Below are 26,019 nucleotides of genomic sequence, written 5' to 3' on the forward strand. Positions count from 1 at the left end.
GATGAGGGCACCGGCGAGGGTTCCGAACTGCTCTATCGCGGCATTGCCTCCAGGGCCTTCGAGCGCCGCTTCTTTTTTATTTGCCGAGAACAGCAATTATCCTGCGATCAACTGGCCAAAGCGGTCGACTTCCTCTGACGTCGTCGCAAAACTGGTGACGAAGCGATAGAGCAATTCGTCCTCGCCGATATGGCCTTCGAAGCCATGCGGCTTGTGCCAGTCGTAGAAAACAGCACCCGCCGCCTGCAGCCTGTCGGCTTCAGCCTTTTTCATCACCGCGAAAACCTCGTTCGCTTGCGGCAGCCAAGCCAGTTTCGCCGTCTGGGAATCCTCGATCGCCGCGGCAAGACGGGCAGCCATGGCATTGGCGTGCCTGGCGGTGTCGAGCCACAGGCCGTCGCGGAAATAAGCCTCGAACTGTGCCGCGATAAAGCGCGATTTGGAAAACAGCTGGGCTGCGCGCTTGCGCAGGAAGGCCAATTCCCGGGCACGCTCGAGATCGAACAGCACGATCGCCTCGGCGCACCAGCAGCCGTTCTTGGTGCCGCCGAAAGACAGTATGTCGACGCCACTTTTCCAGGTCATTTCGGCGGGCGTCGTGTCGAGCGCGACCAGTGCATTGGCAAAGCGGGCGCCGTCCATATGCAATGGCACGGAATGTTGCCGCGCGATGGCCGAGATCGCGGCGATGTCATGCAGGCCGTAGACCGTGCCGACCTCCGTCGACTGGGTGATCGAGACCGCCATCGGCCGGCCCCAATGGACCACCTCGCCGGCGAAACGGCCGATCGCCGTTTCCAGATTGTGCGGATCGATCCGGCCCAGCGCGCCATCGACGGCATGCAGCCGCGAGCCGCCGGAGAAATATTCCGGTGCGCCGCACTCATCTTCGATGACATGCGATTCGCGATGAGCGAAGGAAATGCCGCCGGGCTTGTTGTAGGCGGTCAGCGCCAGCGAATTGGCGGCGGTGCCGGTGGCCACGAAGAACACCGCAACCTCGCGTTCGAAGATTTCGCTGAAGCGCTGGCAGACGGCCTGGTCGAGCGCGCCATCGCCATAGGCAGTGGAAAAGCCGCCGGCGTGGGCCGAGAGACCGGAGGCGATGTTGGGGTGGGCGCCTGCCCAATTGTCGGAAGCGAAGAACATGCATCTGCCTGTGCTGGGAAAATCGCTGCAACCTTGACCGGTTTCATGGCTGGCTCGCAAGGGCCAGACGCCAGAAAACGGGTAAAGCCAGCGAACTGCCGAAAACCGGCAGGGACGGAAGCTTGCGTTTAGCGCGTATTTCACGAAACTTTGTGTCGCGGAACGCCGAAGTTTTTTGTGAATCGGTCTTGTATGCGCCCGGCTTTTCTGCCATAAAAATTTAGGACAGTAGTGCTGTCTTATTTTGTCGCGCAAAACAGGCTGGATTGGCGTATTCTAAGCCTCTCCGGCTTTTGCCGCGAGCGACAGGTGGACGGCCGTGCTCTGGCCTGTACGATACCGGATGCGAACCGCGCGGCGAGCCGCATGGTTCGGCAAGGATTTCGCAAGACGTGCCGTAAGGATGAAGGGGAAGCAATGCGCTTCCCGAGGCAAACCAGCGCCCGCAAGGACGCGGAATGGAGGACAGGACGATGACGGAATTGACGCACGCTGCGACGAACGGCAAGGCCGCGCAGACGAAAGCGGCAGCCGTCAAAACCCTGGCCAATACCCGCCGCACCGGTTTGACCGCCCAGGGCCTTTACGATCCGCGCAACGAGCACGATGCCTGCGGTGTCGGCTTCATCGTCAACATGAAGGGCGCGAAGTCGCACACGATCGTCGAGGACGGGCTTTCCATGCTCGAAAACCTGACGCATCGCGGCGCCGTCGGCGCCGATCCGCTGATGGGCGACGGCGCGGGCGTGCTGGTGCAGATACCCGACGGCTTCTTCCGCGAGGAGATGGCCGCGCAGGGCGTCGAGCTGCCGTCGGCGGGGCAGTATGGCGTCGGCCATTGGTTCATGCCGCAGGATGCCGCGCTGCGCGCCCATGTCGAGGACATCATTGCCGAATCGGCGCAGTCCGAGGGGCTGCCGCTGCTCGGCTTCCGTGACGTGCCGGTCGACAATTCGTCGCTTTCCAAGGCTCCGGATATCGTGGCATCCGAGCCGTTCCACCGGCAGGTCTTCATCGGCCGCACGGCCGACATTCCCGACGACGAGGAGTACGAGGCCAGGCTCTATCTGCTGCGCAAGGTCATATCGGGCCGCATCTACGCCGAGAACGACAACAAGGACATCGGCGCCTACTGCGTGTCGCTGTCGGCGCGCACCATCGTCTACAAGGGCATGTTCCTGGCCTATCAGGTCGGAGCCTATTACAAGGACCTGTCCGATCCGCGCTTCGAAACGGCGCTGATCCTGGTCCACCAGCGCTTCTCCACCAACACCTTCCCCTCGTGGAAGCTGGCGCATCCCTATCGCATGGTCGCGCACAATGGCGAGATCAACACCGTGCGCGGCAACAACAACTGGATGGCGGCGCGCCAGGCGTCGGTGGATTCGGAGCTGTTCGGCAACAACATCTCCAAGCTCTGGCCGATCTCCTATGAGGGCCAGTCCGACACCGCATGTTTCGACAATGCGCTCGAGTTCCTGTTCCAGGGCGGATACAGCCTCAGCCACGCCATGATGATGCTGATCCCGGAAGCCTGGGCCGGCAACAAGCTCATGGACGCCGACCGCAAGGCCTTCTACGAATACCACGCGGCGCTGATGGAGCCGTGGGACGGGCCCGCCGCGGTCGCCTTCACCGACGGGCGCCAGATCGGCGCCACGCTCGACCGCAACGGCTTGCGGCCAGCGCGCTACATCGTCACCGACGACGACCGGGTCATCATGGCGTCGGAGGCCGGCGCGCTGCCTGTGCCGGAGGAAAAGATCGTCCAGAAGTGGCGGCTGCAGCCCGGCCGCATGCTCTTGATCGATCTTGCCAAGGGCCGCATCGTTTCCGACGAGGAGATCAAGTCGGAGATCGCCACCAGGCATCCCTACAAGACCTGGCTCGCCAATACGCAGCTCATCCTGGAGGACCTGAAGCCGGTCGAGCCGCGCGCGCTGCGCAAGGATGTCAGCCTGCTCGACCGCCAGCAGGCGTTCGGCTACACCCAGGAAGACACCAAGCTCTTGATGTCGCCGATGGCCACCACAGGCCAGGAAGCCGTCGGTTCGATGGGCACCGACACGCCGATCTCGGCAATGTCGGACAGATCGAAGCTGCTCTACACCTATTTCAAGCAGAACTTCGCCCAGGTCACCAATCCGCCGATCGATCCGATCCGCGAGGAACTGGTGATGAGCCTGGTGTCCTTCATCGGCCCGCGGCCCAACATATTCGACCTGGTCGGCAGTTCGCGCCGCAAGCGGCTGGAAGTGCGCCAGCCGATCCTGACCAATGGCGATCTCGAAAAGATCCGCTCCATCGGCCACACCGAGGATCGGTTCGACACCAAGACGATCGACATCACCTATGCCTCGATCGAGGGCGCGGCCGGCATGCAGGGCGCCATCGATCGGCTGTGCGAGCGGGCGGAAGCGGCGGTCGCCGGCGGCTACAACATCATCATCCTGTCCGACCGCCAGCTCGGGCCGGACCGCATCGCCATTCCCGCGCTTCTGGCCACGGCCGCGGTGCATCATCATCTGATCCGCAAGGGGCTGCGTACTTCGGTCGGGCTCGTCGTGGAATCCGGCGAGCCGCGCGAAGTGCATCATTTCTGCTGTCTTGCCGGCTACGGCGCCGAAGCGATCAATCCCTATCTCGCCTTCGACACGCTGCTCGACATGCACAAGCGCGGCGAATTGCCGGAAGAGGTCGACGCCTACGAAGTCGTGTCGCGCTACATCAAGTCGATCGGCAAGGGCATCCTCAAGGTGATGTCGAAGATGGGCATCTCGACCTACCAGTCCTATTGTGGCGCGCAGATCTTCGACGCGATCGGGCTGAAGACCGATTTCGTGGAGAAGTATTTCACCGGCACCGCCACGCTGATCGAAGGCGTCGGGCTGGACGAGATCGCCGAGGAGACGTTCAGGCGTCATACGGATGGTTTCGGCAACGATCCGGTGCTGCGCAACAGCCTGGATGTGGGCGGCGAATATCTGTTCCGCATGCGTGGCGAGGCGCATATGTGGTCGCCCGACGCGGTCGCCACCTTGCAGCACGCCGTGCGTCAGGGGTCCTGGGAGACCTTCAAGGAGTATTCCGCGCAGATCGACAGCGAGACGGCGCGCGCGCAGACCATTCGTGGCCTGTTCAAGATCAAGCTGGCGGAAGATACCGGCCGCAAGAAGGTCCGTCTCGACGACGTCATGCCGGCGGCCGAGATAGTCAAGCGTTTCTCGACCGGCGCGATGTCGTTCGGCTCGATCTCCAGGGAAGCGCATACGACGCTGGCGCGCGCCATGAACGCCATCGGCGGCAAGTCGAACACTGGCGAGGGCGGCGAAGAGGCAGACCGCTATCTGCCGCTGCCCGGCGGCGGCAAGAACCCCGAACGTTCGGCGATCAAGCAGATCGCTTCCGGACGGTTCGGCGTGACGGCCGAATATCTCGTCAACTCCGACGTCATGCAGATCAAGGTGGCGCAAGGCGCCAAGCCCGGCGAGGGCGGCCAGTTGCCCGGCCACAAGGTCGACGCCACCATCGCCAAGGTCCGGCACTCGACGCCCGGCGTCGGCCTGATCTCGCCGCCGCCGCATCACGACATCTATTCGATCGAGGATCTGGCGCAGCTGATCTACGATCTGAAGAACGTCAACCCGGCGGCCGACATTTCGGTCAAGCTGGTGTCGGAGGTCGGGGTCGGCACGGTCGCGGCGGGCGTCGCCAAGGCGCGCGCCGACCACATCACCATCTCGGGTTACGATGGCGGCACGGGTGCCTCGCCGCTGACATCGCTCAAGCATGCCGGCAGCCCGTGGGAGATGGGCCTTGCCGAGACGCACCAGACGCTGGTGCTCAACGGTCTCAGGTCGCGCGTGGCGCTGCAGGTCGATGGCGGATTGCGCACAGGCCGCGACGTCATCATCGGCGCGCTGCTCGGCGCCGACGAGTTCGGCTTCTCGACCGCGCCGCTGATCGCGGCCGGCTGCATCATGATGCGCAAATGCCATCTCAACACCTGCCCGGTCGGCGTGGCGACGCAGGATCCGGTGCTGCGCAAGCGCTTCAAGGGCACGCCCGAGCACGTCATCAACTTCTTCTTCTATGTCGCTGAAGAGGTGCGCGGACTGCTTGCCGAAATGGGCTTCACCCATATCGACCAGATCATCGGCGACGCCGATCTCCTGGAAAAGCGCGACGTGATCCAGCATTGGAAGGCGCGCGGGCTCGACTTCTCGAGGATGTTCTACAAGCCCGATGCGCCACATGAGGCGGTGCACTGGACCGAGCGGCAGAAGCACCCGATCGACGACGTGCTCGACCGCAAGCTGATCGAGCTGGCCAAGCCGGCACTGGAGGCCAAGCAGCCGGTCAAGATCGAGGTCGACATCCGCAATGTCGATCGTTCGGCGGGCGCCATGCTGTCGGGCGAGGTGGCCAAGCGCTTCAGGCACAAGGGCCTGCGCGAGGATACGATCCAGGTGAAGCTGACCGGGACCGCCGGCCAGTCCTTCGGCGCCTTCCTGGCGCGCGGCATCTCCTTCGAGCTGGTCGGCGCCGGCAACGACTATGTCGGCAAGGGCCTGTCGGGCGGCCGCATCGTCATCCGGCCGCCGGATGAAGCCAAGATCGTCGCGGCCGAGTCCATCATCGTCGGCAACACGGTGCTCTATGGCGCTACCGAAGGCGAGGCTTATTTTGCCGGTGTCGCCGGCGAGCGCTTCGCGGTGCGCAACTCGGGCGTCGTCACCGTCGTCGAGGGCGTCGGCGACCATGGCTGCGAATACATGACCGGTGGCATCGTCGTCGTCATCGGCAAGACCGGCCGCAACTTCGCCGCCGGCATGTCGGGCGGCGTTGCCTATGTGCTGGACGAGGCGGGCGATTTCGCCGAGCGCTGCAACATGGCCATGGTCGAGCTGGAGCCGGTGCCGGAAGAAGACGACCTGATGGAAAAGCTGCTGCATCATGGCGGCGACCTCGACCACAAGGGCCGCGTCGACGTCTCGGGTGACATGACCAGCCATGACGAGGAGCGGCTCTATCAGCTGATCTCGAACCACGTGCACTATACGGGTTCGGTGCGCGGCCGCGAGATCCTCGACAATTGGGCGGCGTTCCGGCCGAAATTCCGCAAGATCATGCCGGTCGAATACCGCCGCGCGCTGATCGAGATGGAACGCATGCGCATGAGCGTGGCGGCCGAATAGATCTTCGCAAAGGCCGGGAAGCCCAGGCTTCCCGGCTCCATGTCACTGATAATTTGACCTCTCGCGGAAGGTTGCCACGGCTGCCTGAAGAGGTTAACGGGTGCGGCGAAAACCGCACCATCTGGACAGCAGGAACTGGACTATGGGCAAGGTAACAGGCTTTCTCGAGATCGACCGGCAGGTGCACAAGTACCAGCCGGCCTCCGACCGCATCCGGCATTTCCGCGAGTTTACGCTGCCGATGTCGGACAAGGAGGTCGAGAAACAGGCCGCGCGCTGCATGGACTGCGGCATCCCGTTCTGTCACGGGCCGACCGGCTGCCCGATCCACAACCAGATCCCGGACTGGAACGACCTCGTCTATAACAGGGACTGGGACAATGCGATCCGCAACCTGCATTCGACCAACAATTTCCCCGAATTCACCGGCCGCATCTGCCCCGCGCCTTGCGAGGAAGCCTGCACGCTGAACCTCGAGGACATTCCGGTGGCCATCAAGACGGTCGAGCAGGCGATCGCCGACAAGGCCTACGAGAACGGCCATATCAGGCCCTATCCGCCGGAGAGGAAGACGGGCAAGCGCGTCGCCGTCATCGGCTCCGGCCCGGCCGGCATGGCCGCCGCCCAGCAGCTCGGCCGCGCCGGCCATGATGTCCATGTCTACGAGCGCGAAAGCCGGCCAGGCGGGCTGATGCGCTACGGCATTCCGGACTTCAAGATCGAGAAGCACTATATCGATCGTCGCATCGAGCAGATGCAGGGCGAAGGCGTGACCTTCCATTGCGGCGTCAATGTCGGCATCGACAAGCCCGTGGCCGAACTGCTCGCCGAGCATGACGCGGTGCTCTATTGCGGCGGATCCGAGACCCCGCGCGCGGCCAATATCCCCGGCGACGATCTCGGCGGCGTCTATGACGCGATGCCCTATCTCGTGCAGCAGAACCGGCGTGTCGGCGGCGAGCCGATCCAGTCGGTGGCGTGGCCGTCGCACCCGATCATCGCCAGCGGCCAGCATGTCGTCGTCGTCGGCGGCGGCGATACCGCTTCCGACTGCGTCGGCACCGCCTTCCGCCAAGGCGCCGTGCGCGTCACGCAGCTCGACATCCGTCCGCAGCCGCCGGAGAAGGAAGACAAGCTCGCCGTCTGGCCCTACTGGGCGACCAAGATGCGCACCTCCTCCTCGCAGGCCGAGGGCGCCGAGCGCGAATTCCAGGTGGCGACACTCGAATTCATCGGCGAGGAAGGCCAGCTGACCGGTGTCAAATGCTGCGAGGTCGACGATAAGCGCCGACCGATCGTCGGCACCGAGTTCGTCATCCGCGCCGATCTCGCCTTCATCGCCATCGGCTTTGCCGGGCCGGCCATGGCCGGCGTGGTGTCGGAGCTCGAAGGGGATATGAAGATCGTCACCGACAGCCGACGCTCCCGCAATGTCGAGGCCAATGACCGCGACTACCGGACCAGCGTCGACAGGCTCTATGCCGCGGGTGACGTGCGCCGCGGCCAGTCGCTGGTGGTCTGGGCCATCCGCGAGGGTCGCCAGGCGGCGCGTTCGATCGACGAGGCATTGATGGGTTCGAGCGTCCTGCCCCGCTGAGACCGTTTGGAAACTCTACTCCTGCGGCCATCTGAAGGCGTTTCTGCGCTTCCGGTGCTCACGTACCCCAAAGTACGCTCCGCTCCGGTTCTCGAAAACGCCATCATATGACTCGCAGCAGCGAGTTCCGAAAACGGTTTCGGGCCCCTCCGCGTTGCTAAGGAGTGATGGCCGTCGTCGTGCCAGCCCTGGCGGCCGCGGCTGCCGGATTTGTCTTCGGCGGCCAGGCGAAATCGTCGGCGCGGCCGGGCGAAGCCACCGGCGCCTTGCCCTCGACCACCAGTTTTTCGCCGGGCAGGCCCGGGTTGGCCTTCGCGGGCGGTCCGGCGCCGAGCAGTTCCGTGCCGCCGTCGAGCGCCGGATCGCTGAGCAGCATCGGCGCGGTGCGGTCAATGACGATGGGAGCGGCGGCCGGCGCCGGCGCCTCGACCGGCGCGCCGGCAGGAGCAGCGGTCGGGGCGACGCTTCCCGGCGCGGCCAGGCCCAGGACCTTCATCAGCGGCTTTTCGGTATAGAAGGCGAGCTTGCGCTTGCCGGCCTTCGACATGTTGATGCCGTCATCGGAGCGCAGCCGCACGGGCTGGCCGTTGATGTCGGGGCCACTAGTGACGAAGGCGCCGTTCTCATCGACGAATCCATCCCAGATATCGACAAATTCGCCGCCATGGCTTTCGGCCGCCTGACGGTAGATGTCGTTGAAGGCGAGCATGTCGGATGTCATCTTCGAAACCCTGAACGCCGGCATGCCGACCCACAGGAAAGGCACCTTGGCCGTGGCGATGGCCTTGCCGAACGCTTCGGTGCGGCGCTCGTATTCCTTGGTCCAGGTCTCGGAACGGGGCTGCTCGCGCACATCCCCCACCTTCATCGGCTGGCGGTCGTTGGAACCCAGCATCACGACCACGGCGGCGGGCTTTTCGGTCTCTATCAATGATTTGATCTGTTCTGGCCAATTGTAGAAATCATCGCGCACGAAGCCCGACGAGCCATTGGAGCGAACGACGATCCTGACGCCGGTATTCTCGGCAAAGGCGGTGTCTAGACCTTCGGCGAGCCCGGCCGCCATGAAATCGCCGACCACCAGGACGACCCGGGCGTCCGGCGCCTTCTCGGCGATCGGGATTTCCGGTTCCGCGGGCGGACGCGGCGCGCGCGGCTTTTTTGCCTTGGGCCTGGGCCTTGGTTTCTGGATGTCCAGCGGCGGCTCGATCCGCTCGCTGCGGCGCGGGAACAGAAGGTCACGCAATGACCAGCCGCGGCTTTGCTGCTCCTGCGCCATGGCGGGCGCATGGAAGGCGCCTGCCATGGCGACGGCGAGCACGGCGACGGCCAGGAACAGCACCAGCATGCGGGGAATGAACGTCCCGATGCGCGCAGCCCAAGCCAATCGCTCCTCCTCAGTTCATGACAGGCCCTATTTTTGCCTGAGCCATTTGAGCACTTCCATGCTCGGATAGCCGTCCTGGGTCAAGCCGACCTTTGCCTGATAGGCCATGATGGCCGACTTCGACCCGTCGCCGATCTTGCCGTCGAATTTGCCATCATAAAGGCCGTGCTGGGAAAGCCGCTTCTGCAATTCCTGCCTTTCCTCGAACGTCAGCTTGGTGAAAGGCCGTTTCCAGTCCTGTACGAGGCCGGTGGAACCGGCGATCTCGTCGGCAAGAAGGCCAACGGCAAGCGCGTATTTGTCGGCATTGTTGTAAGCCTTGATGACCGAGAAATTCCTGATCATCAGGAAGGCGGGACCGCCGCGGCCATCCGGTACTTTCAACGTCGCCTTGTCGCTGAGGTTCCTGAACGGCTTGCCGCTCGCCCTGACCACGCCGAGCGCCTGCCATTGCGCCAGCGTCCTGGAGCCTGCAGGCAGCTTGCCGGCCGGCAAGGCCACCTCGTAGCCCCAGGTCTTGCCGGCCTGCCAGCCATTCTTCTTGAGCAGATTGGCTGATGTCGCCAAGGCATCGGGAATGGAATTCCAGATGTCGCGCTTGCCGTTGCCGTCCATGTCCACCGCATAGTGCTGGTAGCTGGTCGGGATGAACTGGGTCTGGCCCATGGCGCCCGCCCAGGAGCCCATGAGGTGGCTCTCGTCGATGTCGCCGGTCTGGAGGATCTTCAGTGCGGCGACCAGTTGCGTGCGGGCATATTTCGACCGCTTCTGATCGCCATAGGCCAGGGTCGCCAGCGAGCGGACGACATTGCGCATGATGTCGTCGCGCTTGAGGATCTCGCCATAGTTGGATTCCATCGACCAGATGGCCAGCAGGACGTTGCGGTCAACGCCGAACCTCGCCTCGATCCTGTCCAGCCACGGCTTCCATTTCCTGGCCATCTGCTGGCCGACCGCGACCGACTGGTCGTGGACGCGGTTGTCGAAATAATCCCAGGCGGGTGCGGTGAATTCCGGCTGGGTTCGGGCTTTTTCCAGCACCACCGGATCGGGTTCGTCGATGCCCCTGAAGGCGCGGTCATAGACGGCGCCGGAAACGCCCCCCTGCACCGCGGTGGCGCGGAAGCCGGCGACCCATTGCCGGAAGCCGGCATCGGCGAAGGCCGGCCCGGCAGGCATCAGCATGGCGAGCGAGAGGCTGGCGGCCGTCATGACGCTGGTGAAACGCTTTGCGGCATTGCGAACGGACATCTTTTCCTCCTTCTCCGTCTTGGGAAAGACCATTCATCGCCGAACCAGGTTAGGAATTGGTTTACCATAGGCCGCCCCTGGAACGAAAAGGCGCCTCGATGCTTCTACCGGTGCAAGTTTCCCTTCATTCGCCCGATAATCCTCAATTCCGGCGTGAAAATGTCGCGGCGCGGGATTGCGGAGCCGGCCTGCAAACGGATAATTGAAGGCATGAAGAGAGTTCGCAAGGCAGTTTTCCCGGTCGCAGGTCTCGGCACGCGGTTTCTCCCGGCCACCAAGGCCGTCCCCAAGGAAATGCTTACCGTGGTCGACCGGCCCGTCATCCAATACGTGGTGGACGAGGCGCGCGAGGCAGGCATCGAGCATTTCATCTTCGTCACCGGGCGCAACAAGGCGGTCATCGAGGATCATTTCGATATCCAGTTCGAGCTCTATGACACGCTCGCCCAGCGCGGCAAGGACGACCAGCTCGCCAGGCTGCAGCGGCTGCAGCCCGGGCCGGGACAGACCAGCTTCACTCGCCAGCAGGTGCCGCTCGGACTTGGCCATGCCGTCTGGTGCGCGCGCGAACTGGTCGGCGACGAGCCGTTCGCGCTCTTGTTGCCCGACATGATCATGCAGTCGGAAAAGAGCTGCATGAGGGACATGGTCGACCTCTATGCCGAGACCGGCAACAACATTATCGCGGTTCAGGAATGCGATCCCGCCGAGACCCATAAATACGGCATTGTCGGCCGGGGCGAAGCCACCCATCATGGCTTCCGCATCACCGAGATGGTGGAAAAGCCGAAGACCGGCACCGCGCCCTCCAATCTCTACATCAATGGCCGCTACATATTGCAGCCCGAGATTTTCAAAATCCTCGAAGGCCAGGAGAAGGGCGCCGGAAACGAGATCCAGCTCACGGACGCAATGCTGAAGCTGGAGAAGCAGCAGCCCTTCTACGGCTACCACTTTCAGGGCCGCACCTTCGATTGCGGATCGCCGGAAGGGTTCGTCGAGGCCAATGTGGCCTTCGCGCTCTGGCGCAACGACATGAACCAGAGCATGGCCGGCGTTATCCGCAGGCTTCTCGACGAGATGGCGCCTTCGGAGGACGTTGTGGCGGCGCTTTAAGGGAGGCGCTGTCTGGCCGATGTCTCGGATGCGGCACGCAGCTTAGCGGCCCGCGCTTACCGCTGCACCTTCAAGCCGAGATAGATGCTGTTGGCGGTGTAGTCGCGGCCAGGCAGGTTGCTGGTGAGCTTCTCGGTCCTGGCGCGGGTGGTGAGGCCGGCATAGCGGTTCAGCCACCATGTCAGCCCGGCTTCGGCGCTCAGCACCCTGTCATGGCCGTCTATGCCGATATAATCGCGCCAGTCCAGGCCCAGCGCGGCATTGCCGGTCAGGTTGGCGCGGATCTGGCGTTCGGCCGTGAGGCGGCCGGAATAGAGGATGTCGCCGCTTTCACCTGCGGTGGTCGTGGGCTCGACCGTGGTCCGCCCGGTCAGGCCGATCGTGGTGCCGCGTTCGGGCGACCATTTCAGGTCGGCGTCCACGGTGGCACCCGCGATCGCCCCCAGGCGGTCGTCGTCGATCGCTTCCCGCAGCCAGCCGGCCGAGAACTCGCCGGCGAGCTTCTCGCCCATGTCGAGCTCGAGGCCGGCGCGGGCACCAAGCCGCGTTGATGAACGCTCGAAGCCTTCATTGTCGAAGCGTTGATCATAGGCCCTGCGCCCGAGCTCGATTTCGGTGAAAGGCGTAAGGGCAGGGGAGATTTCGTAGCCGGTGCGCAAGGTCGCCGTATAAAGCGTGGAGTTACGATCCTTCTGCGACAGCGAGGTGTCGTCAGAAAGCTTGGCGTCGCCATAGAAGTCGTGCGAGACCGCGCCGGTCAAAGTGTATTGCGCCTTGCCGACGTCCTTTTCGATGCCGAGGCTGCCGTCGATGGTCTGGCGCAGCGGTTGCTTGCTGACGCCTGCAATGGCGTCGGGCGACGAGGCCGATTCCGGCACGGCCTCGTAACCGAGCTTGGCGACGGCGCGTTGCTCGTTGTCGAGGTCGACATTGAGCTGGCCTTCGATGCGGCCTTGCTCATTGTGAACCGGGTAGCCCGAGACGGTCTCGCGGAAGAGGCCATAACCATCAATGGTCGCGGAGTTCTCGCGCCAGTCGGAGGCGGCGGAAAAGCGCAGTGCCGTCTCGGACAGCAGCGCCGCTTTGCCGGCACTGCTGGAATCGCCGTTCGAGGTGGCGGTCAGGCCCTGCTCCAGCGTCGGCCTTATGACGAAGGAGCCCCATTTGATGCCTGGAGCGGTGAACGGATCGTCCTCGATTTTCTTCTTCTGCCCTTCGATGGAAGCGGTGCGTTCGGCGCCCGGATCGAGCTGCTGCCGGTCGACGCTGTCGATCGTGACGGCGCGGCGGTTGGCGGTCTCCTGGTCGGTGCCGGTGCCGGTGACGGTGGCGTCGGCATCGTCGGCCGTGCTGGCGGTGGTGGTCGCGTCGGTCGTCGCGGTGGTGTTCTTTTTCTTTGTCTTCGCCCTGTCGGCGGTCTTGTCCGCATTGGCCTGCCCGGTGGCCGATGGCCGGCGTGGTTTGGGCGGAGGCGGATTGTCGGCGGTCACGTCGTCACCGGCCGCCGGCGGGTCGAAGATGCTGCCAGTGGGCGAGGCGGCACCGCTATCGTCAGGAGCAGCGCCGGCGCTGGCGGGCAGATAGGTGCGCGACGGCGTGTCGTCCTGACCGGCGGCATTCGCTGGCTGCTGTTGACCCTGACCGGCTATGGCGGCCAGTCTCGCTTTGCGCTGCTGGTCGGACAGGATCGCCGATTCCGAGACCTCGCCGCGCAGCTCCGTTTCCTGGGCGAAGGACAGCGTCGGTCGCGGCAGGCCGAAGATGCTGGTCGCCAGCAGCAAGGCGCAGGCAGCCTTGCTCTTTCGCCTTCTCGTCTTTTCTGACTGGGCCCCGGACATCGCCACCACTGCTTGCGCGGCGCGAGCGCGCGCCATACTTACCGAACCGTAAATGGGGATGGTTAACGGAGGGTTGAGGCGGGGGGCGATTGCTTTTCCAAGCGCTCATTGTTCCAGGTCTCGACATTCGTGACCTTGCGCTTCGTTCATTCGAACCGCTCTCCTAGACGGTCGGGGGAGGCATTTCCGTTGGACAGGCGCGGCACAAAGCGCTAATCGCATCGGCCATGGATGCGCGATCCCTCGACAAGAAGCCGTTGGACAGACAGGCCTCTATCGCTTCGGCACTAAGAACGGTGGCGACCGAACAGGCGGGAGTGGCGGCGCTGGCCGAGGCGCTCGAAAATGGGCTGGCGAAGCCCTTTGCCGAAGCGGTCGACATGATCTCGAGGATCGAAGGCCGGGTCATCGTCACCGGCGTCGGCAAAAGCGGCCATATCGGCTCGAAGATCGCCGCGACCCTGGCCTCGACCGGAACGCCGGCTTTTTTCGTCCACCCCGCTGAAGCCAACCACGGCGATCTCGGCATGATCGCCAGGGACGATGCCATCATCGCCATGTCATGGTCGGGCGAAAGCAAGGAGATGATGGGCATCGTCGCCTATTCCAGGCGCTTCTCCATCCCGCTCATTGCAATCACGTCCGGTGAGACATCGGCGCTGGCGCGCGCCGCTGACGTCGTGCTTTTGCTGCCGCGTGCGCCGGAAGCCTGCCCGCATGGCCTGGCGCCGACGACATCGGCACTGCTGCAACTTGTGATGGGCGACGCGCTGGCGATCGCCCTGCTCGAGGCGCGGGGTTTCACGCCCGATCATTTCCGCACCTTCCATCCCGGCGGCCAGCTCGGCGCCAACCTGATGCAGATCCGCGAGATCATGCATGTCGGCGAGAGGTTGCCGCTGGTCATTTCGGGCACCGGCATGCAGGACGCGATCCTGGAGTTGTCGCGCAAGGGCTTCGGCTGCGTGGCGGTCACCGCCGCCGACGGCGCGCTGATCGGCATCGTCACCGATGGCGACATCAGGCGTCACATAGGCAGCAACCTGACGGCGATGACGGTCGATGAGGTGATGACGAGATCCCCCAAGACCGCCGCGCCGGACACGCTGGTGGCGACCGCGCTGCAGACGATCAACAATTCAGCCATCACCAGCCTGATGGTGGTGGAGGGCAACAAGCCTGTCGGGCTCGTCCACCTGCACGATCTCTTGCGCATCGGCGCCGCGTAGAGCAGTCCACCGTTTCACGGAAACGGCGAACTGCTCTATCTCTTTGTTTCTGCACAATTCCGGACGGAAAACCGTACACACTTTTCCTGGAATTGCGCTAGCGCGGAGCCGGTTTCACACCCGCTCGACGGTCAGTTCGAGATCGGTGTCGGCGGCTCCGGTGACGCGCACCTGGGTGCCGGCCGGCAGGTCAGGGCCAGAGACGCGCCACAGCGTGTCGCCGAGCTTGATGCGGCCGCGGCCGTCGCGGATCGGCTCGGACAGCGTCGCCATCCTGCCGATCATCTGCGCCCCACGGCGGTTGAGCAGCGGCTGGTCGGTCGGTTCGTCGCGTCCGCCGATGAGTTTCTTGCCGACCAATGCCGAGACCAGCGACAGCGCGAGGAAGACGAGCACCTGGACCTGCCAAGTCCAGCTGGCCGCATCCCAGACCAGCAGCGATACCGCGCCCACGATCAGCGCGGCGATGCCGGTCCACAACATGAAGATGCCCGGTGCGATGATTTCCATCGCCAAAAGCACGAAGCCCAGAACCATCCAGTTCCACGGGCCGAGTTCGGAAACGATGCGGTCGATCATGGTTTTGATCCACTCACAAAGGCATTAGTTGTCGCTCGGCCTGACGACCGGAGGTCGTGAGACCTGCCGTTGCGTGCCGGCCGGCCCGTCGCCCTTGAACACTTCCCTGGCGATCTCGCCGATGCCGCCCAGCGAGCCGATCAGCGACGACGCTTCGAAAGGCATCAGCACGATCTTGCTGTTGGTGGCCGAACCGATCTTGCCCAGCGCTTCGGTGTATTTCTGGGCGACGAAGTAGTTGAGCGCCTGCACATCTCCCTTGGAGATCGCTTCCGACACCACTTGCGTGGCGCGGGCTTCCGCTTCGGCGGAGCGCTCGCGTGCCTCGGCATCGCGGAAGGCGGCTTCCTTGCGGCCTTCGGCCTCGAGGATCTGCGACTGCTTGAGGCCTTCGGCGGCAAGGATCTGCGCGCGTTTGTTGCGTTCGGCCGTCATCTGCCGGCCCATCGATTCGATCAGGTTGGCGGGCGGATTGATATCCTTGATCTCGACGCGGGTGATCTTGATGCCCCAGGGATGGGCCGCTTCGTCGACCACGCGCAGCAGGCGCTCGTTGATCGCGTCGCGGTTCGACAGCAGCTCGTCGAGGTCCATCGAGCCCATCACGGTGCGGATGTTGGTCATGGTCAGGTTGAGGATGGCGTTCTGCAGGCCGGAAACCTGGTAGGCCGCCTGCGCCGCGTTGAGGATCTGGAAAAAGGCGATGCCGTCGACGCCGACGATGGCGTTGTCGCGGGTGATGATCTCCTGGCTCGGGACGTCGAGCACCTGCTCCATCATGTTCAACTTGGCGCCGATGCGATCGATGAACGGCACGATGAGGTTGAGGCCTGGCGACAGCGTTTTCGTGTAACGGCCAAAGCGTTCGACCGTATAATTGTAACCTTGCGGGATTGTCTTTATGCCTTTGAACAGCACCAGCACGACAAGAGCGACCAGAACAATAATCGCGATATCGAAACCACTGAAATCCATTTGGCTCTCCCTCAAGAGGCAAGCCATGGGAGCCATTCTCCCGCAGCCGGCTTCAGCAAACACTTAAGTGTGTTTCAACAACGTTACAATCAGGTGATGAGGGATTGTTTGTGTCGCTGCTGCCGGTGCCTGAAGGCGAACAGGCTTGCGTCCGTATCTTCCGATCCGGCGATGGCGGCAGAAACGATTTCGGATGCGATTTGCGAGAAGGCGATGCCGTTGCCGCCATAGCCCATCACGGCCTGGATGCGCGGATGCCCAGGGATGGCGCCGATATAGGGCAGGCCGGTGGTTGTGGTGCCGAAGGAGCCGGTCCAGGCAAAATCGGGCCTGGTGTCCAGATCCGGGAACAGGCGGCCGAGCTTCCTGGCCAGTCTCAGGCTCTTGCCGGCGATCAACGCGTCACGCCGTTCCTTGTCGATAAAATCCTCGTCTTCGCCGCCGCAGATCACCCTGCCGTCGGCTGTCGCCCTTGCATAAAGATAGGGGTCCGACGCTTCCCAGATGAGGGCCGCGTTCGGCCAAATCTTTCGCGGCTGCGGGCGTGTGGCGATGGCCCATGTCGAGATGACGCGGTGGGCGGCTGCCGGCACGATGTCGGTCAACTCGTAGCCGGTCGCGAGCAGGACGTGCTGCGCGCTGATTATGGGGCCGCCCCTGGTGGCGACGACGACCTCCTTGGCGCTGTCTTCGATCGTGGTCGCCTCGACCGGGGCGTAGAGGCGCGCCTTGCGCTCCAGCGCCTTCAGCAGCAATCCGGCGGTCAGTTTGCGCGGATCGAGCACGATGTTGCCATGGCTGAGGATGGCGCCGTCGCGCTCGATGCCGAATCGCGCAGCCAGCGGCGCAGGGGCGAGATAGGTCGCGGCGATGCCCGCCTGTCGCCGCGCCTCGGTCTCGTCACGCAACTGCGATGGGCCGAGCACGGTACCGGCCAGATAGAGGGAGGGGGCGCGGCTCAGGCGGCAGTTGATGGAGAGCTCGGCTATGCGGCCGGCAAGGTTGGAAACGGCCAGACGCGAGCGCCGCCAGGCCTGTTCCGCCGAGGCCTTGCCGATCATCCTGCCGAGTGCCGTCAGCGGCTGGTCGATCTCGAACTGCACCAGAGCGGTGGTCGCCGACGTCGACCCTCTCAGCGGGCCGCGCCGGTCGATGCAGATCACCGAACGGCCGTCCGCCGTCAGCGCTTCTGCGATCATGGCGCCGCTGATGCCCATGCCTATTACCAGCACATCGGCCTTGGCGTCACGGGTCAGAGCGCTTGTCGGGACAGCGGGTGCCCGATAGGCGGACCAGACTGGCCGCCCGCTTCTGAGGTCGAGCTTGCGGGGCATCGATGGTCTCCGGAAGGCGCGCCTCAACGCCCCGGAACGTCCATTGTTCCCGGTTTCAGATCCAGCCGGACAGTTCGCGCCGCACCATCGCCTCGATCACCGCCATGCCTTCGGGACTGTCGTTGAGGCAGGGGATGTGCGCGAATCTTCCGCCGCCGGCATGATGGAAGGTTTCCGCCGCCTCGCGGCCGATCTCGTCCAGCGTTTCGATGCAGTCGACGGAAAAGCCGGGGTTGACGATGGCGATCGATTTCACGCCGTCCTTGGCCAGTTTCTCCACCGTCTTGTCGGTGTAGGGCTGCAGCCATTCCTGTGCGCCGAAACGCGACTGGAAGGTGGTGATCAGCTTCTTCTCGTCCCAGCCGAGCCTCTCGCGCAGCAGCCGTGTCGTCTCGAGGCAATGCTCGCGGTAAGGATCGCCTTTGTCGGAATAGGGTTTCGGGATGCCGTGATAGGAGGTGATGACCACCTCCGGGTCGAAATCGAGGCTGGCCAGATGCCGTTCGATCGAATGGGCGAGCGCCTCGATATAGACCGGTTCGGCATAATAGGGCGGCACGCTGCGGACGGCAGGCGCCGCACGCATCTTCATCAGCGCCCGGAACAACTGGTCATTGGCAGTCGCCGTGGTGGTGGCCGAATATTGCGGATAGAGCGGAAAGGTCAGGATGCGGTCGCAGCCCTGCGCGACCAGGCTTTCGGCGACGCTCGCGGTCGAGGGATTGCCGTAGCGCATCGCCCAGCCGACGACCACGTCGGGCAGGTCGCGCAATGCCACGGTCAGCTTCTCGGCCTGGGCGCGGGTATAGGTGCGCAGCGGCGACTCGTTGTTCTCGCGATTCCAGATCCTGGCATAGTTGGCGCCCGACTTCTTCGGTCGCGTGGTCAGCACGAGGCCGTAGAGGATCGGATACCAGATCGCCTTGTTGAGTTCGATGACGCGTGGGTCGGACAGGAATTCGCGGAGATAGCGCCACATCGGCCTGAAATCGGTGCCGTCCGGCGTGCCGAGATTGACCAGCATGACGCCGACCTTGCCCGCCTTGGCCGGCGAATGTCCGGCCGGTCTCGGTCCCACGGTCCTCGCGGGCTTGGCGTCGACAGGGATGGAAGGCGGCATTGCGGGTCTCCGAACACGGCGCGAAAGTAGCGACGCCGCGCTGCTTTTCAATGCAGCGTCTGGCCGCACCTTACCAAAAACAGGACGCCCGCCCTGTTTCGGCGGGTGTCCCTGCGCGCAAAGGCGAAGGCGGTTACCTCGGCGGTATGGTCAAGGTGGCGCCGACCGGAAGCCGGCGCGGCTCGTAGCCCTTGTTGGCTTCGGAAATGACTTTCCACCTGGTGCCGTCGCCATAGGCCTTCTTTGCCAGGTCCCAATAGGTATCGCCGGCGACGATGACATGGCTGGTTTCGGCCGGTGCGGCCTCGGCGGGCTTTGCCGGCTCAGCCGGCGCGGGGGTTGCCGGGGCAGGGGCGGCTTCGGTAGGCTTTGCCGGTTCCGCAGGTGCTGGCGTTGCCGGAGCGGCAGGCGTTGCCGGCGCAGGCGCGGCCTCGGTCGACACGGCCGGCGGCGTGTTGGCGATATCGCCGGAGTTGGCAGGCAGGTCGGGCATTGCTTCGGCTGGCTTGGCGGGCTCCGCCGCAGGCGCGGCCGCTGTCGTCGCGGCGATCTCGGTGATGCGGCCGTCGAGCTTGGGCGTGTAGGGCCGGTGCGCGCCGAGATAGTCGGCGACCACCTGTTCGAGGCCGGGGCCGTAATCATAGGCGTTCTTGGCCTTTTCGGCGAAAACCTTGTAGCCGTCGCCGCCCTGGCGGACATAGTTGTTGGTGGCGACCAGATAGTCCTTGTCGGGATTGAGCGGCGTCCAGGCGCCGTTCTCCATCACCTCGACAGACTTGACGCGGCCGGCATTGGCCGGGGCGGATTTGTCGAAGGCGTATTTCAGGCCGGCCACCTGCGGGAAGCGGCCGGCGCCGTCCTCGACCTGGCTGAGACCGCTTTCGAGCCCGGCAACGAGGTCCTTGCCCGAGATCTGGAAGGTCGCCAGCGTGTTCTGGAAGGGCAGCACGGTCAGCACCTCGCCCATGGTGACGGTGCCCTTGTCGATCGAGGCGCGCAGGCCGCCGCCATTGGAGATGACGATCTCGACGCCCTGTCCCTTGACGCGGTCGAGGATGGCGTCGGAGACGAGATTGCCCATCGCGCATTCGCGGGCGCGGCAGCTCTCGCGGCTGCCGTCGATGACGTCGGTCGTCTCGGCCACTTCCTTGTTCTTCAGCGCTTCGATCGGCGCGCCGAGCTCCTTGATGCGGGCGAGCACCGCGGGATCGGGCGTGATCGACTTGTCGAGGAGGATCGGGTCGCCGCTCGCCGACTTGACGACGCCATTGTCGTCGAACACGACCTTGAACTCGCCGAGATATTTCGAATAGGACGCCGCCTGCACGACCGGCACCTTGTAGCCGTCCGGATTGTCGACCATGGTCGGATAGGGGCCTGCCGCCTTCGGATCGGTGTTGGACAAAAGCGTATGGCTGTGGCCGCCGACGACCACGTCGACGCCCGGGATCTTCGCTATGACATCGCGCTCCCTGTTGTAGCCGATATGGGTCACGGCAATGATCTTGTTGACGCCCTCTCCCTTCAGCTTCTCGACCTCGGCCGTGATCGACTTGACGTCGTCCTCGATGGCGATGTTGGGGCCGGGAGTGGCGAGTTCGGGCGTATCGTTGGTGACGGCGCCGATGATGCCGATCTTCTGGCCGCCGACCTCGACGACGATGGACGGCTTGACGCGGTCACCGAGCTTGGACTGCGCGTTGGCTTTCACATTGGCGCCGAGCACGGGGAACTTGATCATGTCGAGGAACGGCGCCAATGCCGTTTCGCCGTCGTCGAATTCATGGTTGCCCAGCGCCATTGCATCGAACTTCATGTCGTTGAGGAACTCGCCTTCGGCCTTGCCCTTGTAAGTCGTGTAGAACAGCGAACCCTGGAAATTGTCGCCGGCGCTGAGCAACAGCACGTTCTGGCCTTCCAGCTTCTTGCGCTCCTGCGCGATCGCCGTGACCAGCCGGCCGGCGCCGCCGACGCATTCGCCCTTTGTCTCCTCGTCGGCCGAGCAGGTGGATTCGTATTTGTTGTTGCTTTCGATGCGGCTGTGCCAATCGTTGATGTGAAGGATATTCAGCGTGTAGTCGGCAAAAGATGCGCCGGCCGACAGGCCCAGCGTCGACGCGGAAAGGGCGGCAATGGCGGCAAGCTTCTTCATCTTCGTCTCCCGGATAGGCTGATCAGAGCCGTTTAGCGCTCTTGCTTGACCGGTCTCTAACAGCCGGCTTTTTCGCTATGTTCCCATCGCGTTCCGGAGCATGCAAGGGGAAATCGGGGCAAAATCCCGTTGATCTCTGCTGGGCACAAAAAGGACGGCGGCCATTGGCCGCCGTCCTTTGGAGGTCTGAATGCCGGTCGGTTCAGGCGCGCCGGGTCAGTACGAAATTCTGGCCGGAGCCGCTGGTGCAGTTGAGCTGGCTGGTGGACACCAGCAGGCAATTGAAGCTCACCGGAGTCTGCCGGATCAGCGAGGTACCGTGGATCTCGACCGAAGTGGCGCCGGTCATCGTATAGGTGCCGTCGGACAGCTTCTGGCCGGTATCGGTCGCTACCGTGGTGAAGGTTCCGCCGGCAAAGGTCGAAAGACCGGTGCCCTTGGCGTCGATCCAGGAGCCTTCGACGCCCTTCGGCGCGACCCCTATCGACGGCTCGTCGGGACCGCTGGTTGCACAAGCGGCCAGCCCCACCATCGTGGCCGCCGCAACACTCATCGAAAGAATCTTGCGCGCAATGGTCATGTAAAAATCCTCTCCTCGCCCGTCGGCCCGAAATCGGAAAACGACTTTCGGAAAGCACGGTGCATGCATCCAAGTTTCAAGAGCGCAGTTCATGCGTCCAGATGGACGCGGCTTGCTCCCGTCCGCATCCTTCAATCGCCCGATTTCCGGGCGATTGCAAGGCAGTGAGGCATGCTTGGCGCGACGCTATCGCACCAGGATGTTGCGGAATTGCCACGGGTCGTTCCGGTCGAGGTCCTCCGGAAACAGGCCGGGCCGATTATCGAGCGGCGTCCAGTCGGTATAATAGCCCTTCACCGGTCCGAGATATTGCGACTGCACGTCCAGACAGCGCTTGTAGTTCATCTCGTCGGCCTCGACGATGCCGGCCTCGGGGTTCTCCAGCGCCCAGACCATGCCGGCCAGAACCGCCGAGGTGACCTGCATGCCGGTGGCGTTCTGGTAAGGCGCCAGCTTGCGCGCTTCGGCGAGCGACAGTTGCGAGCCGTACCAGTAGGCGTTCTTGTCATGGCCGTAGAGCAGCACGCCGAGCTCGTCGACGCCGTCGACCAGTTCGTTTTCGTCCAGCACATGGTGTACCGGTTGCGCCTTGCCGGCGGCGCCGAACATTTCATGCAGCGACAGCACCGCGTCGTTGCAGGGATGATAGGCGTAGTGGCAGGTCGGGCGGTACTGAACCTTGCCCTTTTTGGAGCGCACGGTGAAGAAGTCGGCGATCGAGATCGCCTCGTTGTGGGTCACCAGGAAGCCGTATTGCGCACCTGGCGTCGGGCACCACGAGCGCACGCGCGTGTTGGCGCCGGGCTGCTCCAGATAGATTGCAGCCTTGGAACCATGCTTGTGTTTCTTGCCGTTCTTGGGCATCCATTTCTCATGCGTGCCCCAGCCGAGTTCGGCGGGCTGCAGGCCCTCGGAGACGAAGCCCTCGACCGACCAGGTGTTCCAGAACACGTCCATCGGCTTCGGCTTCTTGGTGCGCTGGGTGTCGCGCTCGGCGATGTGGATGCCCTTGACGCCCGCCTTCCTCATGAGCTTCGCCCAGCCCTCGCGGTCTTCCTGCGCGGGTTCCGAAAACTCGAGGCCGAGATCGGTGGCCAGGTTGACCAATGCCTGCTTGACGAACCACGAGACCATGCCTGGATTGGCGCCGCAGGTGGAGACCGCGGTCGCGCCGCCGGGCTTGTCGTGCTTTTCCTTGAGCAGCGACTCGCGCAACGCATAGTTGGTGCGGCTGGCATTGTCGGCCTCGGCATCGAAATAGAAACCGAGCCATGGCTCGACGACCGTGTCGATGTAGAGCACGCCGAGCTTGCGGCAGAGTCGCATCAGATCCACCGAGCCGGTGTCGACCGACAGGTTGACGCAAAAACCCTGGCCGCCGCCATTGGTCAGAAGCGGGGTCAGGAGCTTCTTGTAATTCTTCTCGGTCACCGCATCCTGCATGAAGGTGATGCCGCGCTCGTCGAGCAGCGCGCGGTCGGTGCCGAGCGGGTCGATGACCGTCATGCGCGATTTGTCGAACTTGAAATGGCGCTCGATCAGCGGCAGCGTGCCCCGTCCGATCGAGCCGAAGCCGATCATCACCACAGGGCCGGTGATCTCACCGTAAACGGGCCAGTTTTCATTCGCCATTTTATCGAGCACTCCTTCAGACAGGTGCAAACCCGGGCATTCTCGCCCAACGGGCATGCGCTACATCACAGATCATTGTCATAAACCAGTGAAAAGCGCCAACCGCCGGTCAGGCGGCGTTCGCCATTTGGTTAAGGACGCCGACCAGCCGGTCGCGGTCGGATGTCAAGCCCTTGTAATCGAGCTGGGCGATGTCGAGCGCTTCGAGCTGGGCAGCGAAAGCCGGAGCCAGCGTTGCCCGGTCGGGGTGATGCGCCAACGCCGCCAGCGGGTCGAGATGAATGCGGATGGTGAACAGGATGTCGCCCGAGACGGGCAATTTTCGAAGCGTCTGCCGCTCGACGCGGATGAAGGCGTGGGCATTGGCGTCGCCATCGGCAAATCGCGACGGGCGGCTGGCGGCGCGCTCGATTCGCTCGACATTGGATAGCGGATGGTAGAGCGCATCGCCCGATTGAATCGACCAGTTGTAGCGCTCCACGGCCTGGCCCTGGAGGCCGTCGAACATGCGGTTGATCAGCTCGGCCGGCCGCGTGCCAGGGCCAAAACCCGGCACGGGCGCATGGATCTGCTGCAACGGCTTGCCGAATTTTTCGAGCAGCGACCATGACGAGGGAAAGCAGAGCGAGCCGGCGGCGAGCCGCCAGCCGTCGTCGCCGCGGCGCATCAGGATCAGGTCTTCCTGGACGAGCAGCGAGGCCGCGACAAGCGGCGCCTTGGCGAAGTCGCCCTCGGGATTGCCGGCGGCAGCGATCACCTCGACCCCGCCACTGGCACGCCGATGGGTTTCGGGAAATACCCGCGGCAAGTGCGCTTCGAGCAGGTCGAGCACTTCGCGCTGGGCATCGCGCGTGCCGTCTTCCTCGACGAACACCCGGCCGGGCATCTCGGCATAGAGGCGGCGCTTCTCGGCGAGGAACGGCAGGAGGTGTTCGTCGACTTCGATCCAGTCGGCCAGGGCAAGCGGCTTCAGCCCGATGGTGAACAGCTTGGACGAGCCATCATAGGGCGTGTGGGTGGGCAGCAATGTCATGCTTCAGATCAGTTTTGCCGGGATCAAGCCGCGCAGTGAATTGCCGACATAGAGCGCCCTGGCGGATTTCAAGTCATCAAAGCTGTAGATCGCTTCGCGGGCGCGGCCTTCATCCAGAAGCGCGCCGCGCAATACGCCAGGCAGCAGCCCACAATCGAGGCGGGGCGTCAAAAGCATGTCTTCGCCGAAATCGGCGAAGACATTGGTGATGGTGCCTTCGCACATCTCACCACGTTCGTTGGCCAACAGCACTTCGTCAGCCTGGGTGATGAGATATTCGGCGCGGGCATGCGTGTAGACCTGCCGGCGGCTGGTCTTGTGGCGCAGCAGCATGTCGTTCGAATCGAGCCTCGTGCGCGCCAGCCGCAGCGTCCAGACCTTATCGGCGGCGAGCGGCTCATAGGGCTGGACCGAGGCGGCCGCGTCGCCACTGCGCGCCAAAGCCAGGCGCGTGCGCAAGGCGTTGCGCGCGCCATCGACAGCCTTGCCCAACACGTCGCCGATCCTTTGCGGGTCGCAGGCAAAACCGAGTTCGGCCGCCGAACCATAGAGGCGCGCCAGATGCCGCTCGAAGCGCAGGAAGCCCATGGGCGGCTCCCAGCGCATGGTCTCGATCAATTCGAAACCGGCGGCGTTCCCGTCGCGAAGCGGGCTTTCAAGAGACACTCCTGATACTCCTCCTGCGCGGTTGAATCGAAGACGATGCCGCCGCCGACATTGTAGACGGCCTCGCCGCCGGGAAAGAGCGAGATGGTGCGGATCGCCACGGAAAAGCGCATCGTGCCGCCGGGCGCGATCCAGCCGATGGCGCCGCAATAGACATCGCGGGGCGTGCCTTCAAGGTCATGCAGGATCTCCATGGCGCGGATTTTCGGCGCGCCGGTGATGGAGCCGCAGGGAAACAGCGCGGCAAAAATCTGGCGGATCGTGAGGCCCGGCAGCAGCTTCGCCCTGACGTCGCTCACCATCTGGTGGACGGTCGGATAGGTCTCGATGCGGAACAGCTCTGGCACTTCCAGCGTACCGACCTCGCTGATCAGCGAGATGTCGTTGCGGAGCAGGTCGACGATCATCCGGTTCTCGGCCTGGTTCTTCTCATCATTGCGCAGGAAGGTTTTCTGGCGCTCGTCGTCGGCTTCCGTCGCACCACGCGGCGCCGTGCCCTTCATCGGATGCGTCTCGACCATGCCCTGCGCGTCGATCTCGAAGAACAGTTCGGGTGAGCGCGACAGCACGACCGGATCGCCAAGCGAAACCAGCGCGCCATATTTCACCGGCTGGCGTTCGGTCAGCGCGTCGAAGGCGGCGAGCGGATCGCCCGACCATTGCGCATGCACCGGAAAGGTCAGGTTGCCCTGGTAGCAGTCGCCTTGCCTGATGTGCCGGTGCAGCCGCGAGAACCGCTTCTCGTAGTCCTCGAACGACCATGTCGCCCTTGCATCGAAGATCGGGCCGTTGGTCGCCGCCGCCTTGCGGGGCGGCACCGGCTCTTGCACCGGCGCGTCAAAGACGCCCAGGCAGACCAGCGGGGCGCGGCGCCCGGCCGGCAGCAACGGAACCAGCTTCGGCTCCAGCAGGTAGCCCGCCTCGTATGAGAAATAGCCGGCAAGCCATTTGCCGGCGTCATGCGCGGCCTGGGCCGTCTGCAGCGCGGCCGAGAAATCCCGGGCCTCGTGCGCCGTGATGATGTCGTCCGGTCGATCGAAAACGAGCTGGCGCGCGCTTTCGTCATTGCGGAAAATTGCGGCGGGCAGGGGCATGGAACTCGGCGCGTGGATCGATGAAGCCAATGATGGCTCTATATGGGGGGCCAGCCGCGCGCAATCGAGGGAGCGGCACCTTGCCACTT

General features: G+C 64.0%; 18 protein-coding genes and 1 pseudogene. 5 read left to right on the forward strand and 14 right to left on the reverse strand.

The window, feature by feature from the left end:
• Positions 1–72 (forward strand): annotated as a pseudogene (locus LB545_RS30955) (molecular chaperone); the annotation flags it as partial.
• 24 nt (positions 73–96) lie between these two features.
• Here the strand turns inward: LB545_RS30955 and LB545_RS05225 are convergent.
• A complete protein-coding gene (locus LB545_RS05225; RefSeq protein ID WP_140513688.1) occupies positions 97–1,149 on the reverse strand; it encodes a threonine aldolase family protein in 1,053 nt (350 codons plus the stop codon).
• Positions 1,150–1,622: 473 nt separating this feature from the next.
• On the opposite strand from LB545_RS05225, the gene gltB reads away from it, so the two are divergent.
• Entirely contained in the window at positions 1,623–6,347 is a 4,725-nt protein-coding gene (gene gltB / locus LB545_RS05230; protein WP_140560303.1) for a glutamate synthase large subunit, read from the forward strand.
• A gap of 142 nt (positions 6,348–6,489) precedes the next feature.
• Positions 6,490–7,944, forward strand: coding sequence for a glutamate synthase subunit beta (locus LB545_RS05235; protein ID WP_140879568.1), 1,455 nt, complete (start codon positions 6,490–6,492; stop codon positions 7,942–7,944).
• Between the two features lie 157 nt (positions 7,945–8,101).
• On the opposite strand, the gene LB545_RS05240 is transcribed toward LB545_RS05235, so the two are convergent.
• The gene (locus LB545_RS05240) at positions 8,102–9,331 is read right to left on the reverse strand and encodes a DUF459 domain-containing protein (protein ID WP_140560304.1); all 1,230 of its coding nucleotides are present in this window, start codon (positions 9,329–9,331) and stop codon (positions 8,102–8,104) included.
• A gap of 27 nt (positions 9,332–9,358) precedes the next feature.
• Positions 9,359–10,582 (reverse strand): lytic murein transglycosylase, encoded by a 1,224-nt coding sequence (locus LB545_RS05245; protein ID WP_140496283.1) that lies wholly within the window; start codon positions 10,580–10,582, stop codon positions 9,359–9,361.
• Positions 10,583–10,783: 201 nt separating this feature from the next.
• On the opposite strand from LB545_RS05245, the gene galU reads away from it, so the two are divergent.
• Positions 10,784–11,698 (forward strand): UTP--glucose-1-phosphate uridylyltransferase GalU, encoded by a 915-nt coding sequence (galU, locus tag LB545_RS05250; protein WP_181165245.1) that lies wholly within the window; start codon positions 10,784–10,786, stop codon positions 11,696–11,698.
• 56 nt (positions 11,699–11,754) lie between these two features.
• Here the strand turns inward: galU and LB545_RS05255 are convergent, their stop codons facing one another.
• On the reverse strand, positions 11,755–13,536 hold the full coding sequence (locus tag LB545_RS05255; protein WP_181165244.1) for an outer membrane beta-barrel protein: 1,782 nt from the start codon (positions 13,534–13,536) through the stop codon (positions 11,755–11,757).
• A gap of 227 nt (positions 13,537–13,763) precedes the next feature.
• Here LB545_RS05255 and LB545_RS05260 point away from each other — a divergent pair, with 227 nt between their 5' ends.
• The gene (locus tag LB545_RS05260) at positions 13,764–14,765 is read left to right on the forward strand and encodes an SIS domain-containing protein (RefSeq protein WP_140686034.1); all 1,002 of its coding nucleotides are present in this window, start codon (positions 13,764–13,766) and stop codon (positions 14,763–14,765) included.
• A 114-nt stretch (positions 14,766–14,879) separates the two neighbouring features.
• Here the strand turns inward: LB545_RS05260 and LB545_RS05265 are convergent, their stop codons facing one another.
• The 10 genes from LB545_RS05265 to LB545_RS05310 form a co-directional block, all read right to left on the reverse strand.
• On the reverse strand, positions 14,880–15,344 hold the full coding sequence (locus LB545_RS05265; protein ID WP_140686033.1) for an NfeD family protein: 465 nt from the start codon (positions 15,342–15,344) through the stop codon (positions 14,880–14,882).
• A gap of 24 nt (positions 15,345–15,368) precedes the next feature.
• Entirely contained in the window at positions 15,369–16,319 is a 951-nt protein-coding gene (locus LB545_RS05270; protein WP_140624323.1) for an SPFH domain-containing protein, read from the reverse strand.
• Positions 16,320–16,408: 89 nt separating this feature from the next.
• On the reverse strand, positions 16,409–17,653 hold the full coding sequence (locus LB545_RS05275; protein WP_140879569.1) for an NAD(P)/FAD-dependent oxidoreductase: 1,245 nt from the start codon (positions 17,651–17,653) through the stop codon (positions 16,409–16,411).
• A gap of 55 nt (positions 17,654–17,708) precedes the next feature.
• Positions 17,709–18,773 (reverse strand): ferrochelatase, encoded by a 1,065-nt coding sequence (hemH, locus tag LB545_RS05280; protein WP_140624318.1) that lies wholly within the window; start codon positions 18,771–18,773, stop codon positions 17,709–17,711.
• A gap of 133 nt (positions 18,774–18,906) precedes the next feature.
• Positions 18,907–20,925 (reverse strand): bifunctional metallophosphatase/5'-nucleotidase, encoded by a 2,019-nt coding sequence (locus tag LB545_RS05285; RefSeq protein WP_140761387.1) that lies wholly within the window; start codon positions 20,923–20,925, stop codon positions 18,907–18,909.
• A gap of 202 nt (positions 20,926–21,127) precedes the next feature.
• On the reverse strand, positions 21,128–21,505 hold the full coding sequence (locus LB545_RS05290) for a hypothetical protein (protein ID WP_140560307.1): 378 nt from the start codon (positions 21,503–21,505) through the stop codon (positions 21,128–21,130).
• Positions 21,506–21,691: 186 nt separating this feature from the next.
• Positions 21,692–23,137 (reverse strand): homospermidine synthase, encoded by a 1,446-nt coding sequence (locus LB545_RS05295; RefSeq protein WP_224704588.1) that lies wholly within the window; start codon positions 23,135–23,137, stop codon positions 21,692–21,694.
• A 109-nt stretch (positions 23,138–23,246) separates the two neighbouring features.
• The gene (locus tag LB545_RS05300) at positions 23,247–24,170 is read right to left on the reverse strand and encodes a heme-dependent oxidative N-demethylase family protein (protein ID WP_140556565.1); all 924 of its coding nucleotides are present in this window, start codon (positions 24,168–24,170) and stop codon (positions 23,247–23,249) included.
• A 3-nt stretch (positions 24,171–24,173) separates the two neighbouring features.
• A complete protein-coding gene (locus tag LB545_RS05305; protein ID WP_140556567.1) occupies positions 24,174–24,836 on the reverse strand; it encodes an aminotransferase class IV family protein in 663 nt (220 codons plus the stop codon).
• Complete coding sequence (locus LB545_RS05310) at positions 24,785–25,948, reverse strand: aminodeoxychorismate synthase component I (RefSeq protein ID WP_411971066.1); 1,164 nt, start codon at positions 25,946–25,948, stop codon at positions 24,785–24,787. The genes LB545_RS05305 and LB545_RS05310 overlap by 52 nt, the downstream gene beginning before the upstream one ends.
• Positions 25,949–26,019 lie beyond the last annotated feature (71 nt).

The sequence above is a fragment of the Mesorhizobium sp. BR1-1-6 genome (assembly GCF_020165355.1).
GTDB lineage: Bacteria > Pseudomonadota > Alphaproteobacteria > Rhizobiales > Rhizobiaceae > Mesorhizobium.